The sequence below is a fragment of the Alteromonas sp. H39 genome (assembly GCF_047556435.1).
Taxonomy (GTDB): Bacteria; Pseudomonadota; Gammaproteobacteria; order Enterobacterales; family Alteromonadaceae; genus Alteromonas.
Map to the genome: position 1 here is coordinate 3375064 of NZ_CP180210.1, position 16328 is coordinate 3391391.

The following is a 16328-nucleotide window of genomic DNA, read 5'->3' on the forward strand; positions in this document are numbered from 1 at the left end:
TGGCGAGTAAAAAATTATTTCGCCGCTCATTTTTTAAAAAAGGTTTCTATTATGTCTAATTCTGTGAACGGTACAGTTAAGTGGTTTAACGAAGATAAAGGTTTTGGTTTTCTGACTCAGGACAACGGTGGCAAGGACGTTTTCGTTCATTTCCGCTCGATTGTTTCTGAAGGGTTCAAAACCTTATCTGACGGTCAGGCTGTGAAGTTTGACGTAGAAAATGGCCAAAAAGGTCTGCAGGCGAACAACGTAGTTGTTCTGTAAATCCCTGTAATATTCTGAGCCGGAGTCTTCCGGCTCTTTTATCTGCTTCCTGCCGAAATAACATCCCCCTACTAAGATACAAAAGTGAGAATTCCTATTAATAAAAACAGCCTTAATGAAGGCGAAATAAAAACATTTCCGCCTGTAAAAAATATATCTGTAAATAAATATCATGTGGCATTTACTGACACTAAAAGTAAAAAAATGATCCAGTTTTCAAATAGTCAGCAAACAAAAAGTTTTATAAAAGTACTACTGGCATTGTCAGAGAATAATGAGACGCTAGCGAACTAGTTTTACACCAGTGTACGCCCCACACTGACACTCTCTTTTCTTTTTATACACTTCTCTCAGCTTCCTCTTTCCCCGTATTTTTTAACATCAGACTTTTTTGTCTTGTCTGGCGTTAACGCAGCAAGATTCAATCAGGTGAAACAAACCAGGAAAAGTCTGCTCGACTCAATAAGTCTGCGTGTCTATTTCTGTCACCTTCGCTGATGGATTCGTTGACATTTACACCAACACATACGAAAATTCACATATGTTTTATTTCGCATGTGTTGGTTATGGATCCTTGCCAGTTCTACAAATGCCTTGCTGATGACACCCGGCTGCAATCGATGCTGCTTATTCAGCATGTCGGAGAAGCCTGTGTGTGCGACCTGATGATCGCACTACAGCTCGACCAGCCTAAAACGTCCAGACATCTGGCGTCGTTACGAAAGTGCGGCCTGGTGCAGGATGAGCGTCGCGGAAAATGGGTGTACTACCGTTTGCACCCTGATTTACCAGAGTGGGCACGAGACGTGATTTCGCTTACGTCTGACAACACCCCCGGTTATTACAACGATGCGCTGAAAAGACTGCAACACAGTCAGAACAGTAGGATCTGTTGCTAAGGGCTATTCATTTTTGGTGTGCAAATTTTGGTCTGAACGGAAGCCTTTAGGTCGCGAAGTCGTTCTGCAAGCCTGGTGGGCTAAGTTAAAGACTGTGACTAAGGGTAAAAGGCTTCCATGACGCCCTACTCGGGCAGTGCCTGTGTACAGCCTAACTGCTTCGAATGTTTTCGATTCAGGCCACCAGCACTTCGAACACCCGTATAGTCGGGGCGACACACACTGCGGTGAATGTGCACAGCAAAAATCAACAGTCCATAAGGAGAAAACTGTAGTGAAAATTCTGTATATCTGTACCCATAACCGGTGCAGAAGTATTTTGTCTGAGGCCATCACCAACCAGCTCGCTGACGGTGCAATAGAAGCCCGCAGCGCCGGAAGTCAGCCGGCAGGGGAAGTGCACCCGCTTAGCTTACGATTTCTGCAGGAGAAAGGGTATCCAACCAACGATCTTACCAGTCAGTCGTGGGACGATTTTGAAGACTTCGAGCCTGATGTAGTCATTACTGTCTGTGACTCCGCAGCCGGTGAGTCCTGTCCGGTGTATTTCGGCAAAAGTTGTAAAGTGCACTGGGGGTTGGCCGACCCATCTAAAGTTGAAGGCAGTGACGACGTTATCTCACGGGCCTTCGATGAATGTATTGATGAAATAGAAAACCGAGTTAGCAAACTGGTTACGATAGCCCGACGTTGTAAAAGTAAAAAGTCGTTGCTGGCCGAACTTTGCCAGGCAGGAGCGCAAGCATGACCCTACAGCATGATGCCCTTCCGAACATAGAACCGGACTGCTTTGAAACACCGTCGGCTGCGAACTTTGTTAGCACATTCTCTACTCACAAGCCCAGAATTCTGCTGCTGTACGGCTCATTACGGCCGCGCGCATTCAGTCGTCTGGTTGTAGAGGAAAGCGCCCGGATCCTGAATCAATTTGGTGCTGAAACCCGCATTTTTAATCCGGACGGGCTACCGCAGACAGATACTGAAGATGCCTCTCACCCCAAGGTACAGGAATTGCGCGACCTGATGATGTGGTCAGAAGGACAGGTATGGTGTTCGCCAGAACGCCATGGTTCGATGACCAGCATTTTCAAAAGTCAGATAGACTGGGTTCCGCTAAATATGGGGGGCGTTCGCCCTACGCAGGGAAAAACGCTGGCAGTCATGCAGGTATGCGGCGGCTCGCAGTCTTTCAACACCGTGAACCAGCTCAGAATACTGGGCCGTTGGATGCGAATGGTCACCATCCCCAATCAGTCTTCAGTTCCCAAGGCCTTTATGGAGTTCGATGAAAACGACAGGATGAAACCATCGCCCTACTACAACCGCATCGTCGATGTGATGGAAGAGCTGATGAAGTTTACGCTGCTGTTACGCGACAACAAAACGCATTTTGTCGACCGTTACTCAGAGCGGGTAGAAACTGCAGAACAAGTGAGTCAACGCGTTAATCAGCGCAGCATTTAGGAGCGATACATGGGACTTTTTGAACGATACCTGAGCGTTTGGGTGGGGCTGGCGATTATTGTCGGTATATCAGCTGGCACATTGGCGCCCGGCTTTTTTGAGGCCGTTGCCGGCATTGAATATGCGCATGTTAACCTGGTGATAGCCATACTCATCTGGCTGATGATTTTCCCGATGATGGTGCAAATTGATTTTGCTTCCATTAAGGACGTGGGTAAGAAGCCCAAGGGCCTTATTCTGACCCTTGTCATAAACTGGCTTATCAAGCCTTTTACGATGGCGCTGCTTGGCTGGCTGTTTTTCAAAGGCTTATTTGCCGACTGGGTGGACCCACAAACGGCCAGCGAATATATCGCGGGAATGATTCTGCTTGGTGTTGCGCCTTGCACCGCGATGGTATTTGTATGGAGCCAACTCACCCGTGGCGATGCCAACTACACTCTGGTGCAGGTATCGATCAATGACGTGATCATGATTTTCGCCTTCGCACCTATCGCCGGCTTACTGCTGGGCGTGACCGACATTACGGTGCCATGGGACACCTTGCTGCTTTCCGTTGTGCTTTATGTGGTAGTACCGCTGCTGGCTGGTGCCTTTGTTCGCAAAGGCCTGGACAAGGGCAATGATCACAGTCGAATAGATAGCTTCCTTGCCACCATGAAGCCCTGGTCAGTTATCGGGCTGCTGGCTACCGTTACCCTGCTTTTTGGCTTTCAATCTGAAACGATTCTGTCACGACCTGAAGCCATTGTACTGATAGCCATTCCGCTGCTTATCCAAACCTACGGCATCTTTGCGCTTGCGTACTGGCTGGCAAAGTGGCTGAAGCTGCCGCATAACGTCGCCGCGCCTGCCTGTATGATTGGCACCTCGAATTTTTTTGAATTAGCCGTTGCCGTAGCCATTTCCGTGTTCGGGCTGCAGTCAGGCGCGGCACTGGCAACGGTCGTAGGGGTACTCGTAGAGGTGCCTGTTATGCTATCGCTGGTGTGGTTTGCCAACCGCACCCGCCACTGGTTTGCATAAACGCAAAGCGTGACCTCACGCCAGCATTCATGGCATCGCCACTGTGAAGGTAAAATATAAACAGTGGCGATGCTGAAATACTGTGAAGGAGCTCGTCAACTAGCTCCCCTCTTCCCTCTGGCTTTGGTTATCCAAGCTGATTTGCATTGACGTCTCTGATGACATATTTTCCTGCGTAGCGCTGTCGCGCCAGGAGATAGTCCGCTGGTAGTTACCACGTAAGGTCGTATACTGGTAAACGTTTGTTTCAAAATGCAGGAATTCAGGTTCAAACCCTTCTGGCAAGCTGAAATTCACATTTACGGTTTGAAAGAATTTAAAACGATAGTGAATAGTACCTTCCGGCAAAAAGTCTGCCGAGCCTGCTTCTAAAGTCACCCGTTCATTATTCAGGTTACCGGTAATACTGATTGCCAGATCGCCTTTTACAATGGCGCGATTGTCGCGCTGCTGCAGAAGGACAAAACGCAACTGGTATAAATAAGGTGTATTGGTAGCAAATATCTGGACGCCATCAATATAAAACCCCTCCTGCGTTGTCTCTGGTGCCATGACATTCTCATAAAAATCCAGGCGCGATCGCAAATTGTGGATTTCATCCTGTAACGTCGATTGAATATCACGTTCATTGCGGGTCTCCTGCAGGGCCAGCTGAAGCGCAACTTCAAGTTGATTGACGCGGGTATTCAGCGCGGTATTTTGTTCTTCCAGCAGCGCTTTGGTCTCAGCCATTGCCTCACGTTGCTTGTTGTCGGTATCCTGCAGGTAACCTGCAAGCTGGTAACCGAAAAATGCCATCGCCATCATTGCCAGCAGCACCAGTAAAGAGAGTCTGAATGTGCCGTAGCGCGCTTTTAACTGCTCGGGGGTCATTGTCATGTGTCTGTTTTATCTACCATAAGATGATGATTACCAAGCAGTTGTGATAACATGCCTGGAATGTAACGGATTCACTGTACCACACCATGCGCCTGTCGGCTTTAAGACAAGAACTTGCTCATCCAAGAACCTCTGTTCAGTTGTGTATTCTGGGCATCATTGCCGGTGTGAGTGCGGCAATGCTGATCATTCTGTTCCGGCTTTGTGTTGAGTGGGTAGAGACCTCTGCATTCGGTACCCTGGGTAGCTGGTTTGATAACCAGTGGCCGGTATATTTCCTGATGCCGCTCATCAGTGTGCTGCTCATTTTGAGCATTGCTTTTATTACCGGCTTCAAACACTACCGAATGGGCATTCCGTTCATCATTCATCGGGTGAAGTATTACTATGGGCATGTGCCCTTCCGGACAACTATCAACCAGTTTTTTGGCGGTATGCTGGCCTTAGCCGGCGGTTTTGTCGTGGGTAGAGAAGGTCCGTCTGTTCACCTTGGAGCGGCGGGCAGCAGCTTTCTCGGCCAATGGCTCAGACTTCCTTATAACAGTATCCGGATCCTTGCTGGATGCGGCATTGCAGCTGGTATTTCTGCGTCGTTTAATACTCCGTTTGCCGCAGTCATCTTCGTGATGGAGGTGGTACTACGGGAATACAAAATCCATATGTTCGTTCCTGTCATGCTGGCTGCTGCCTGCGGTTCTGTGCTCACCCGGATGGTCTTTGGAGAAGTTAATGAGTTGTCTTTTCTCTCTTTTGCCGTATTCAGCGAGTGGATGTATTTATATTTGATTATACTGGGCATTGTCCTGGGTATGCTGGCAACGCTTTTTAACAACCAGCTTATGCGAATTATGACCTTATTTCGTCCGGTCAGTATGATCTGGCGTCTTATTCTTGCAGCGCTTATTACCGGTGCTGTCGGCGTGGTATTACCCGAAGCGCTTGGTGCAAGCTTCATTGATGTAGAAAACTTATTTGAGTCGCAGCCCGGCACACTGATCCTCAGCGCAGTGCTGGTTGCCAAATTTGTTCTCGCAGTATGCGCGATTGGTCTTGGTGTTCCCGGCGGGATCATGGGACCGGTGATGGTTATCGGGATGCTGGCAGGTGCGGTGCTACTGCTTCCCCTATCGTCAGTGATTAACGTGCAGGAATACACCAGCAGCTTTGCATTACTGGGTGTGGCCGGCATGCTGACAGCAGTGCTTCACGCGCCTTTAGCCGCGCTTTCGGCAGTCATGGAGTTATCTTATTCACCGCAGATAATATTGCCTGCCATGCTGGTGATAGTGCCGGCATATGTCACAGCAACACAATTTTTCGGTAACCGCTCAGTATTCATTCGCCAGCTTGACTACCAGAATTTACCTTACGCTATCTCATCGATTCGCGAGGCACTGGAGAAAACCGGTGTGCTGGCGGCCATGACCACAGAGTACAAACTTTTCATCGATGCACCGGAAAAAGCGATATCAGATTATCTGGAAAAGAATCCGACGGACATTGTGGTACAGCAATCACGATTTGAAATTGATGTGCATTACCAGCTGGTACAATACAATGTGAGCCTGGAACACGACGCGCAGGCATTAACCTACCATGATATGGAAGGCCTTAGCGGTCAGATGACGCTGCATGAAGTGTACGAAAAACTGAAAAATTCACGCTCTGGTGCAGTATTCATTTACGATAACGAACCAGCAGAAATCCAGGGAGTAATCACCTGGAATATACTGCAAAGCTTCCTGCAAAAAGCACGATACTAACGCCTCCGTGGTATTGGATTTATGTCTGTTAGCGGGTCAGGAGTGACCATGACATCAGCTGCACAGAAGCGCTGCCGCTGCAGATTCCGGGCGTTAAGACCGTGCAGAGAGGAACAACTTGAACGGGTTATCTGCCAGTTCACAACATAGCCGGCCTCGCCGGTGATCACAGATAAGAGAAGTCAGTCATGTTTATTTTATGGTTAAAAGCCCTCCATATCTTTTTTATGATTGCATGGATGGCGGGGATTTTTTATTTGCCCCGACTGTTTGTCTATCATGCCAGCGCCACTTCTCAGGAAGTCAAAGATCAGTTCATCATAATGGAACGCAGACTGTGGTTTTTCGTCACTCCATTTGCCTTTCTGACGCTTTTTTTCGGTGTTTGGCTGATAGCAAGTTATGGCATGGACTGGTTTCGTGTATCGGCCTGGCTCCACGTAAAAATTGCGCTTTTGTTTGCAGTTTACGGCTATCACTTCTATCTGTTTAAACTATGGAAGCAATTTGCACGTAATGAAAATTGTCACTCGTCGACGTTTTATCGCTTTCTGAACGAAGCGCCCGTTTTAATCTTACTCGCAATTGTTATTCTGGCAGTGGTAAAACCGTTCTAAATCGCGACGTCAACGATAGAGGTGAGTACTCCAACAACGATTGATGTTGTGAGAGTCACGTATTTATCTAATCGCTAGCACCGACCTACAGGCAGTAGTCGGTCAAACATCAGGAAACATCATGGACGTGAGCAATAAGCACCTTAAGTACCTGTTGGAACGAACAGATATCGCCTTCAATGCGCTTCGCCAACAACCCGAATCTGCGGAACTGAGTACGGCGTATGAACAGGCCAGAATGGAGCTGGATACCTATGTGGCTACACTGCGCAATACGCTAAGCCAGAGGCAACATCAGCGCTAAAGCCAACTCTCAGCGAACGTGAGTGAGCGTCCGAACAGTGTGTTTTCCTGCGCGCTGTTGAGCATGATTAATATCCGCCACTTTTCAAGGGCAAAAAAGGCCGGCATTGAAAGGTTGCCTCTACACGGATTGCTCACCTTAATGCTGCTCAGGCATTCGGGATTTTGGTAAACATCTCAAACTGATTGGGCAGCGCCTGCGCAAGATCCCCAGACAATGTTACATACTCCTGAAGCATTGCAGGCAACTGTCGCCATAATACGGGAAGATTGTCACGTAGCTTGTCGGCATTTTCACCTGAGCGCTGCGATAAAGCTAATTTATGTCGGGCCAGTGTGGAAAAAAGCTTGAGACAGCGCGCCAGACGCGTTGCAGGATCTTCTTCATCGGCTGATAAAGTCTCACTTTTCGCCTTTCTTTCCCACGCATTTCGCCATATTGACTCAAGCAGTTGATGCCCTTTTAAGACGCCACCAAGCCAATGCTCAAGCGACTCAGGAATTGTCGCCCCCTCCTGCCATCGGCACGCCAGCGGCAAATAATTATCCTGCGTGCGCATCGCGCTAAGGTGATCACGCAGTGTTTCCATCAAACATTCAGCCAGTTCATCCACATCTTCGCTGACCATGGTGCTACCCGACTGCTGAATTAACCAGGGCATCCAGGTTTCCGGCATGGGTATTTCGGGCGACGCTGCAACAGCAAATATCAGCCCGTCCATCTCGTAGTAGGATGGCAGGATGGCGCTGAACTTTGGCAGAGCACTTAACTCCTGAAGCGTTTTCACGCAAAGATTCCTTCAATAAAATAAACTGATGTCCGGCTCACTTGCAGTAATTCCGCTAAAACCGGTATCCTGCTGGTAAAGGTTAGCACAAGTTTGTTGTCTCTCTTTGAGTCCTGAATAACGCATGGTTAATTTCGCAAAACATGGTCATTGCTCTTGATGCGGGACTTACCGTCGAAAAAGCGTGTTTATGGGCTGCCCTTTGGTACTTACAACCAGGCCGGTTGTCTTTTGACTTCACCGGTCTGGCCTGCAAAGACCGTATTGATTCGCAACCTGGCTATAGACCCAAGCGACCATAGACCTATGCTAACCTTCCCTGATAGCCGCACAATAACAAGCCCTTACAACAATAACTAGAATCACGTGAGTATTATATGGCAAAAGATAAATCCGGTTTTATCATCGCTGCAGCCTTTATCGGCCCAGGCACAATCACTACAGCCAGTCTGGCGGGGGCAAACTACGGCTTCCACCTGGTATGGGCACTGCTGTTTTCCATTATTGCCACCATTGTTTTGCAGGACATGGCAGCTCGATTGGGGATCGCCACAGGACAGGGGCTGTCTTCGGGAATGAAAGACATGATACGCCATCCCTGGTTGCGAGGGGTGTGCATTGCACTAATTGTCAGCGCAATTGGTATTGGAAATGCGGCTTATGAATCCGGAAACCTCACTGGGGCAGCCATTGGCTTAAATGCTTTTTACGACATGGGGACGGCGGGCTGGGCGTTGCTACTGGGCGCGCTTGCGGCGTTGTTATTATGGACAGGTCAGCATCAATGGATTGAATCGGTGTTGGTTGCGCTGGTATTTATCATGGCAGGCGTCTTTTTTCTGACCCTGCTGGTTGCCTCTCCTGACTGGCAAGCCATGCTCTCACAATTTGCCCGCCCAACCCTGGATGTAGGGGCCATTACCACGATTTTGGCCCTGATCGGCACCACCATCGTGCCTTACAACCTGTTTCTTCACGCCAGCCTTGTGGCTAAGAATACCCGGGGGCTGGATAAAGCCAGTGCAATTCATGCTTGTCGCAAACAATCTGCTACCGCCATTTCCATGGGCGGCCTGATAACTCTGGTTGTTGTGGCCACGGCAATGACCGCGTTTTACCAGCAGGCTGCAACACTGGATGCGGGGAACATCGGCGAGCAGTTAAAGCCTGTTCTGGGTGACTGGGCACAGGCCTTTTTTGCATTAGGGCTATTCTCCGCCGGGCTTACCAGTGCTATCACTGCACCACTGGCTGCTGCGTTTGCAGTTTGCGGTGCACTTTCTCTGTCTGATGACATGAAAAGTCCGGCCTTCAGGCTGGTCTGGGGGCTGGTTATTGCGTGTGGTGTTGCCGTTGCCAGCCTTAACTTCAAGCCACTTTCGGCCATCCTGTTTGCTCAGGCGGCGAATGGCCTTCTGTTACCCATTATTGCCATCTTTCTGTTGGTTGTTATGAATAAAAGTAAAGCCTTGGGGGAATTTAAAAACGGTGCCTGGAGCAATCTGCTGGGAATAGTTGTTGTTTCCGTTGTCGTAGGTCTGGGGGGATACAAGCTGTTTAGCCTGTTTACATAACCGATATCACACGGCGTTCTCGCAGCCCAACTCCATGCCTGTAATAGGTCAGAACGCGAGAGGGCAAGCGCAGTGAAGAGCAATGGGGCCAGTGATTTTAAGCCAGCCCCTTCTGCCCGGCGCTTAAGCTATGAGGCCAGTCGCGCGAGGATGTCCTGCAGCATCGATTTCGAGCAGCCGAAATTGATACGAAAATGGTTTTTTTGGTTAAAGTCTGCCCCCGGGGATGGCCCCACACCTTTGGACTCTGCCCACTTCTGAACGTTTTCTACTCCGAGGCCGCTGGCATCCACCCAGGCCAGGAAAGTCGCTTCATTCACATGCACAGACAGTCCCTCAATGGCATTTATCGCTGCTACTACCATCTCCCGGTTTTCGCGCAAATATGCAAGCTGGGCCTGATGCCACTCATCACAGCGGGTAAAGGCAGCCTCGGTAGCCACCAACCCCATCAAGCTTACCCAGGGCACAATTCCGGCTGCCGCTTGCGTAAACTGCATGCGTAACTTGCGATTAGGAATAATGGCAAAGGCTGCGCCAAGACCAGCAATATTGAAGGTTTTGCTGGCCGCCATCAGCGTCACACTGCTATCTTTCAACGCCTCTTCCCGTCCGGCCGGTATATGCTGGCAACCTGGCTCTAAAATTAAATCGCAATGGATTTCATCGGAACATAACGTTACGTTGTGACGATGGCAGATGTCCGCTACCCGATCCATCTCGCTTTGTGTCAGCACCGAGCCCACCGGATTCATAGGATTACAGAGAATAAATAATTTACAGTCAGGATCGGCGGCATTGGCTTCCAGTGCATCAAAGTCCAGTGTCGGGCGGCCATTCTCCATAACCGTACCGATGTCCACACGTTCAAGCCCGTTCAGCTTAGGCGCTGCCAGTAATGGCGGGTAGTTAGGTGTTTGCACCATGACTTTGTCACCTGGCTCGCAGTACGCCTTACAAGCCACATTAAATGCTGGTACGACACCAGGCGCCCAGACAATCCAGTCAGTATCGATATCCCAGTTATGCTTTTCTTTCAGCCAACGCTGAATGGCCTTCAGACCTGGCTCGAACTGACCCGGCAATACATAACCTAAGTTTCCGTGCCCGGTTTGCGAGGAAATCGCGTCAAGGATGGGCTGCGCACAGCGAAATTCTGTGTCGGCAACCCAGGCCGGGATAATGTCCTGACCTTTATACTTTTCCCACTTAAAAGAATAGCGCGATGTTCTGTCTGGTGTTTGATCAAAAAGCGGATTCACTCGGATTTCCTGATGCTGATTTTCCATATCATCAGTGTAAAGGCTGGACGCAGAGGAAACTAGCGCCTTTTTAGCTCATCTCTTTATTACTTAAGCGAAAATTGACATGCCTCAGACATGCATCGCCAACAGAAAAGGTTAACTTCCGGCGGTAATTTCCAGCACTTTATTGGCAAGCTCTGCCATGTTTACCGGTTTTGCCAGAAAACCGGAAGCGCCGAGCTTTTTCGCTGAAATCACCATGTCCCTGCTGGCTTCGGACGTAACGAGCAAAAAAGGGACATTCAATGATGACGCAATGCAGGTTTTTAATAATGTCAGCCCATCGTATTCAGGCATATGATGGTCACTGATCACCAGGTCAATTGACGCTTCTGTCTGTTGTAAAAGAAAGTCCCGGGCCGCTTTACTATTATCAAACGCAAATACTGTCGCCCCAAGACGGTTCTCTAACGCCGTGGTAATCATTTCCAGTGTAATGGCGTCATCTTCAACAACCGCTATCGATAATGCGGACATAAACCACCTTTCCTGTTTGCCTCCTCTCAGCATATCGGTATTGTCGGGTTTCGCAAGCGGGAACCTCATGCAATGTAAAGGAAAAAGCTGCACGTATAGTGCTGTGCGTGCTTTTTATCGTCGCGCGTGTCGAAGAGGCGAAAAAACAAAAAAAGGCAGTGCATCACTGCACTGCCTTTTGTGTTACCTGCGCTGCCGGACAGCGCGATAACTCTTAGTCTTTTTTCTCACGAGAGGCGCGTTTACGCTCGTTCTCAGTCAGAAGTTTCTTACGAATACGAATGCTCTTAGGGGTAACTTCGACAAGCTCATCGTCATCAATAAACTCAAGCGCCTGTTCCAGTGACATCACGATAGGTGGTACCAGGGTCTGCGCTTCGTCCGTACCAGAAGCACGAACGTTTGTCAGCTGCTTACCTTTCAGAGCGTTTACTGTGAGGTCGTTATCGCGGCTGTGAATGCCGATAACCATACCTTCGTAAACTTCTACACCGTGACCGATAAACAGACGACCACGCTCCTGTAAGTTAAACAGGGCGTTTGTCAGTGCTTTGCCTGGTGCGTTTGCGATCAGTACGCCGTTCTTACGCTGACCAATCTTGCCACCTTTATGCGGGCCGTAGTGATCGAACGTGTGATACAGCAGACCCGATCCTGAAGTCAGGGTCATAAATTCGGTCTGGAAGCCAATCAGGCCCCGGCTTGGAATGATAAAGTCTATGCGAACACGGCCTTTACCATCTGGCGTCATATTGGTCAGCTCAGCTTTACGGTAGCCCAGCTGTTCCATGACGGAACCCTGATCTTCGTCTTCACAATCGATTGTCAGGGTTTCAAACGGCTCTTCGATGTTGCCGTTCTCATCTTTTTTCAGAATAACTTCCGGACGCGACACTGCCAGCTCGTAGCCTTCACGACGCATATTCTCAATCAGGATACCCAGGTGTAGTTCACCACGACCTGACACACGGAATTTATCCGGGTTCTCGGTTTCTTCAACACGCAGTGCAACGTTGTGCACCAGTTCGTCATTCAGGCGATCAAGGATATTACGTGAAGTCACGTATTTACCTTCTTTACCAGAGAATGGCGAAGTGTTTACCTGGAATGTCATGGTCACCGTAGGCTCATCAACCGTAAGTGGAGGCATCGCTTCTACCGCATTCACATCACAAACGGTATCAGAGATTTTCAGTTCGCCCAGACCAGTGATAGCAATGATGTCGCCTGCGCTGGCCACATCAACTTCGTGTCGATCCAAACCAAGATAGCCCAGTACCTGACCTACTTTCCCGTTGCGGGTTTTGCCGTCAGCTGTCGCTACAGTTACCTGCTGGTTAACTTTCACTTTACCGCGCTTGATACGGCCAACACCAATAACGCCTACGTAGGAGTTATAGTCCAGCTGCGAGATTTGCATTTGGAATGGGCCGTCTAAATCAACGTTTGGCTCAGCCACTTTATCGATAATCGTCTCGAAAAGCGGTGTCATATCGGTGCCGGTTTCATCAGAGCTGTGCGACGCCCAACCATTTAGCGCGGACGCGTAGACCACTTCAAAGTCCAGCTGTTCGTCAGTCGCGCCCAGGTTGTCGAACAGGTCAAACACCTGATCCATTACCCAGTCAGGACGTGCGCCAGGCTTGTCAATTTTGTTAATAACCACAATCGGCTTCAACCCCTGCGCAAACGCTTTTTGCGTCACGAAACGGGTTTGCGGCATCGGGCCTTCCTGCGCATCTACCAGCAGCAAAACCGAGTCAGCCATCGACATAACACGCTCTACTTCACCACCGAAATCGGCGTGTCCAGGAGTGTCAACGATGTTTATGCGGTAGCCATTCCAGTTGATGGCGGTGTTTTTCGCCAGGATGGTAATACCACGCTCTTTTTCGATGTCATTGGAGTCCATCACACGTTCTTGTGCTTCGCCGCGGCTTTCCAGTGTGCCGGACTGCTGTAGCAGTTTATCTACCAGAGTAGTCTTACCGTGGTCAACGTGCGCGATGATGGCGATATTCCTTAACTTACTAATATCGTTAAGGTGTGGAGTAGACGTCATGTATAAATCTCAATTCAAAGACCTGTGGGACCGAAGTGGCTTCCGTGGCGCTGCGAAGATCCGCATAGGTGGGGTAAAAATTGGGCGCGATTATATAGGCTATTGGCAGTAAATAACAGGCGCGAATACGTTGTATCCAAAAATTAATCTGTGCAAAAGCTGTTCAGATTGGTGGAAAGCTATTCAGATAACACCGGATTGCTCGTTAAAGTAAAGTCGATACAAGGTGTTAGCTGAACAATTCTCTGACACCTAGCGCCAATTCCGGGTTTTTGGCTGCTTTTAGATAAATGTGTCTGTGTGTTGTGGTTGCCTGCTTTGCCAAAATAATAACCTGTCAGAGCGCCGCTACTGACCAATTCTTGCTATGGGTTTATTTTTCCGAGCCTGCGCTGCAACGATAATTTTCACATCTCGTTTAGCAAAGCGGCCAAAGTTAGCGTAAAGTCAATCGGGCAATGTCTACATAAGCGATGAAAACATTGCACGCATTTGGAGCGAGCAAGCACCAATATGGTGCACTGGTTTGCATTTTTCCTGTTGTGGCGGGCTGCTATCCCCGATAACTTCGCCCTGAGATAGCTGGCATGAATATCGCTTCCGTTTTTCTATCTTGTTGAGGCGAGACTGATCGCTTCGCATTTTTACATACCAAACCTGGAGGACACGATGTCAGTTGAAAAGGCATTAGAGCTAATTAAAGAGAGTGAAGCGAAATTTGTTGATATGCGCTTCACCGATACAAAAGGTAAAGAACAGCACGTATCTATCCCTGTTAGTCAGGTTGATGAAGAGTTCTTTGAAGAAGGAAAGATGTTCGACGGCTCTTCAATCTCTGGCTGGAAAGGAATCAACGAGTCAGACATGATCCTGATGCCGGATGCCAGCACTGTCGTGGTAGACCCGTTTGCAGAAGAAGCTCAGGTAAACGTAACGTGTGACATTCTTGAGCCATCAACAATGGAAGGTTACGAGCGTGATCCGCGTTCTGTTGCCCGCCGCGCTGAAGAGTATCTGAAATCAACTGGCATTGGCGACACGGTATTTTTTGGTCCAGAGCCAGAGTTTTTCATGTTTGACGACGTGAAATTCCACACTGATATGGCCGGTTCTTTTTACAAAATCGACTCTTCAGAAGCCAAATGGAATTCAGGCGCGGAGTTTGAAGGCGGTAACTTAGCTCACCGCCCTGGTGTTAAAGGCGGTTACTTCCCGGTACCACCGGTAGACTCAGCGCATGATATCCGTACAGCTATGTGTATGGTAATGGAAGAAATGGGTCTGGTTATCGAAGCGCACCACCATGAAGTTGCTACCGCTGGCCAGAACGAAATTGCCTGCCAATTCAATACACTGGTTAAGAAAGCTGACGAAATTCAGATTTACAAGTATGTTGTTCACAACGTAGCACATGCTTACGGTCATACTGCTACCTTTATGCCTAAGCCTCTGGTGGGCGACAACGGTTCAGGTATGCACTGCCACCAGTCTATCTCTAAGGATGGTAAGAACATTTTTGCGGGTGACAAGTACGCAGGTTTGTCTGATGAAGCGCTTTACTACATCGGCGGTATCATCAAGCACGCACGCGCAATTAATGCGTTTTCTAACGCATCGACTAACTCGTATAAGCGTCTGGTCCCAGGCTTTGAAGCACCGGTTATGCTGGCATACTCAGCGCGTAACCGTTCAGCGTCTATCCGTATTCCTTACGTAACCAGCGACAAAGCTCGTCGTATCGAAGTTCGTTTCCCTGACCCAACAGCTAACCCTTACCTGGCGTTTACTGCCATGATGATGGCTGGCCTGGACGGGATTAAGAACAAGATCCACCCTGGCGACTCTATGGATAAAGATCTTTATGACCTGCCGCCAGAAGAAGCCGCTGAAATCCCAACCGTTGCCAGCTCACTGGAAATGGCACTGGAAGCGCTGGATAACGATCGTGACTTCCTGAAAGCCGGTGGCGTTATGACTGACGACATGATTGATGCCTACATCGATCTTAAGATGGAAGAAGTGACCAAACTTGCTATGACAACTCACCCTGTTGAGTTTGACATGTACTACAGCGTATAACCACACGCTGAAAGAAATACGAAAGCCCGCTGATGCGGGCTTTTTTTATGTCTGACAGTTGTCTAGTATAAGTAGCAGTATCACTGTATACCTACACTAGGAAAGGAGAAGCATTCTGCCAGGCAGAGTGCGAAACCCGGTAGGAAAACGCGAACAGCGGAATTTTCCTGTTGCCAGCCTGTCTTACCGATATGTCTTTTGCTTGTAACCGAGGCCTTATGAAATTAATCACTGCACCATTACTTTTGCTTACTGTGATAACCAGCCCGGTAGTGGCTCAGGATGTATATAAGGTGGTGAAAGAAGACGGTACAGTGTTGTATACCGATACCCCTGTGAAAGGCAGTGAGTCGGTTTCCATGCCCCCTTCTACCGAAAATGTCTCGGAATCGATTGCTGATCCGGCTATCGTTAAGCGCGCCGCCGCGAGTAACAATGCCGCAAAAGAAAAGATCGAATACAGCGTTAACATCACGACGCCGCAACCCGAAGCCACTATCCGCAATAATCTTGGCAACTTCACGATCACCAGTACTGCTACGCCAGCCAGCGCCGGTGGCCGCTTCCAGCTTTGGTTTGACGGCAGCGTTGTCGAAACCAATGCTACCGGTATGTTCCACCTCAGCGGAATAAACCGTGGCGCGCACGACTACTACATTGAATGGATTGACAATAAGGGCAAGACTCTTGCATCTACAGAGAAACAAACGCTGTATTTGCATCAGGCATCAGCGTTAATTAATAACAATTAGCGGTCAATCATAGCGCAGCCCCCGCACCATTGCGGTTCATACGGAAAAGCAAGAAATAGTTTAATTCACGCTAATCT

The 16328-nt window shown here is 48.9% G+C and carries 16 protein-coding genes and 1 pseudogene; 11 read left to right on the top strand and 6 right to left on the bottom strand.

Annotation, left to right across the window (positions count from 1 at the left end; genetic code table 11):
- Positions 1-51 precede the first annotated feature (51 nt).
- The 5 genes from ACLBLI_RS14775 to arsB all read left to right on the top strand — a co-directional run bounded on the left by ACLBLI_RS14775 (position 52) and on the right by arsB (position 3653).
- Positions 52-264: a cold-shock protein gene (locus ACLBLI_RS14775; protein ID WP_218312814.1), complete on the top strand. Its 213-nt coding sequence runs from the start codon at positions 52-54 to the stop codon at positions 262-264.
- Between the two features lie 566 nt (positions 265-830).
- Complete coding sequence (locus ACLBLI_RS14780; RefSeq protein ID WP_414828358.1) at positions 831-1163, top strand: metalloregulator ArsR/SmtB family transcription factor; 333 nt, start codon at positions 831-833, stop codon at positions 1161-1163.
- 274 nt (positions 1164-1437) lie between these two features.
- Positions 1438-1911: an arsenate reductase ArsC gene (locus ACLBLI_RS14785; RefSeq protein WP_414828359.1), complete on the top strand. Its 474-nt coding sequence runs from the start codon at positions 1438-1440 to the stop codon at positions 1909-1911.
- A complete protein-coding gene (gene arsH / locus ACLBLI_RS14790; protein WP_414828360.1) occupies positions 1908-2627 on the top strand; it encodes an arsenical resistance protein ArsH in 720 nt (239 codons plus the stop codon). Before ACLBLI_RS14785 ends, arsH begins: the two co-directional genes overlap by 4 nt.
- Positions 2628-2636: 9 nt before the next feature.
- On the top strand, positions 2637-3653 hold the full coding sequence (gene arsB, locus ACLBLI_RS14795; protein ID WP_414828361.1) for an ACR3 family arsenite efflux transporter: 1017 nt from the start codon (positions 2637-2639) through the stop codon (positions 3651-3653).
- A 99-nt stretch (positions 3654-3752) separates the two neighbouring features.
- On the opposite strand, the gene ACLBLI_RS14800 is transcribed toward arsB, so the two are convergent.
- Positions 3753-4532, bottom strand: a complete 780-nt coding sequence (locus ACLBLI_RS14800) for a DUF6776 family protein (protein WP_414828362.1) — start codon at positions 4530-4532, stop codon at positions 3753-3755.
- A gap of 86 nt (positions 4533-4618) precedes the next feature.
- Between ACLBLI_RS14800 and ACLBLI_RS14805 the strand changes: the two genes are divergently transcribed.
- The 3 genes from ACLBLI_RS14805 to ACLBLI_RS14815 all read left to right on the top strand — a co-directional run bounded on the left by ACLBLI_RS14805 (position 4619) and on the right by ACLBLI_RS14815 (position 7216).
- On the top strand, positions 4619-6295 hold the full coding sequence (locus ACLBLI_RS14805) for a chloride channel protein (protein ID WP_414828363.1): 1677 nt from the start codon (positions 4619-4621) through the stop codon (positions 6293-6295).
- Positions 6296-6483: 188 nt separating this feature from the next.
- Positions 6484-6912 (top strand): CopD family protein, encoded by a 429-nt coding sequence (locus ACLBLI_RS14810; protein WP_414828364.1) that lies wholly within the window; start codon positions 6484-6486, stop codon positions 6910-6912.
- A 121-nt stretch (positions 6913-7033) separates the two neighbouring features.
- Positions 7034-7216: a hypothetical protein gene (locus tag ACLBLI_RS14815; protein WP_414828365.1), complete on the top strand. Its 183-nt coding sequence runs from the start codon at positions 7034-7036 to the stop codon at positions 7214-7216.
- A gap of 148 nt (positions 7217-7364) precedes the next feature.
- Here the strand turns inward: ACLBLI_RS14815 and ACLBLI_RS14820 are convergent, their stop codons facing one another.
- Positions 7365-8003, bottom strand: coding sequence for a UPF0149 family protein (locus tag ACLBLI_RS14820; protein ID WP_414828366.1), 639 nt, complete (start codon positions 8001-8003; stop codon positions 7365-7367).
- A 377-nt stretch (positions 8004-8380) separates the two neighbouring features.
- On the opposite strand from ACLBLI_RS14820, the pseudogene ACLBLI_RS14825 reads away from it, so the two are divergent.
- Positions 8381-9433 (top strand): annotated as a pseudogene (locus tag ACLBLI_RS14825) (Nramp family divalent metal transporter); the annotation flags it as partial.
- Here the strand turns inward: ACLBLI_RS14825 and ACLBLI_RS14830 are convergent.
- The 4 genes from ACLBLI_RS14830 to typA all read right to left on the bottom strand — a co-directional run bounded on the left by ACLBLI_RS14830 (position 9422) and on the right by typA (position 13420).
- Entirely contained in the window at positions 9422-9505 is an 84-nt protein-coding gene (locus ACLBLI_RS14830) for a hypothetical protein (protein WP_414830971.1), read from the bottom strand. The pseudogene ACLBLI_RS14825 and the gene ACLBLI_RS14830 overlap by 12 nt on opposite strands.
- Before the next feature lie 200 nt (positions 9506-9705).
- Positions 9706-10839 carry a MalY/PatB family protein gene (locus tag ACLBLI_RS14835; RefSeq protein ID WP_414828367.1) on the bottom strand — a complete coding sequence of 378 codons (1134 nt, stop codon included), beginning with the start codon at positions 10837-10839 and terminating at the stop codon, positions 9706-9708.
- Positions 10840-10977: 138 nt separating this feature from the next.
- A complete protein-coding gene (locus tag ACLBLI_RS14840) occupies positions 10978-11358 on the bottom strand; it encodes a response regulator (protein ID WP_414828368.1) in 381 nt (126 codons plus the stop codon).
- 214 nt (positions 11359-11572) lie between these two features.
- On the bottom strand, positions 11573-13420 hold the full coding sequence (gene typA, locus ACLBLI_RS14845; RefSeq protein ID WP_414828369.1) for a translational GTPase TypA: 1848 nt from the start codon (positions 13418-13420) through the stop codon (positions 11573-11575).
- 669 nt (positions 13421-14089) lie between these two features.
- Between typA and glnA the strand changes: the two genes are divergently transcribed.
- Entirely contained in the window at positions 14090-15499 is a 1410-nt protein-coding gene (gene glnA, locus ACLBLI_RS14850) for a glutamate--ammonia ligase (RefSeq protein WP_414828370.1), read from the top strand.
- Between the two features lie 218 nt (positions 15500-15717).
- Positions 15718-16251 carry a DUF4124 domain-containing protein gene (locus ACLBLI_RS14855; RefSeq protein WP_414828371.1) on the top strand — a complete coding sequence of 178 codons (534 nt, stop codon included), beginning with the start codon at positions 15718-15720 and terminating at the stop codon, positions 16249-16251.
- The last annotated feature ends 77 nt before the right edge of the window (positions 16252-16328 follow it).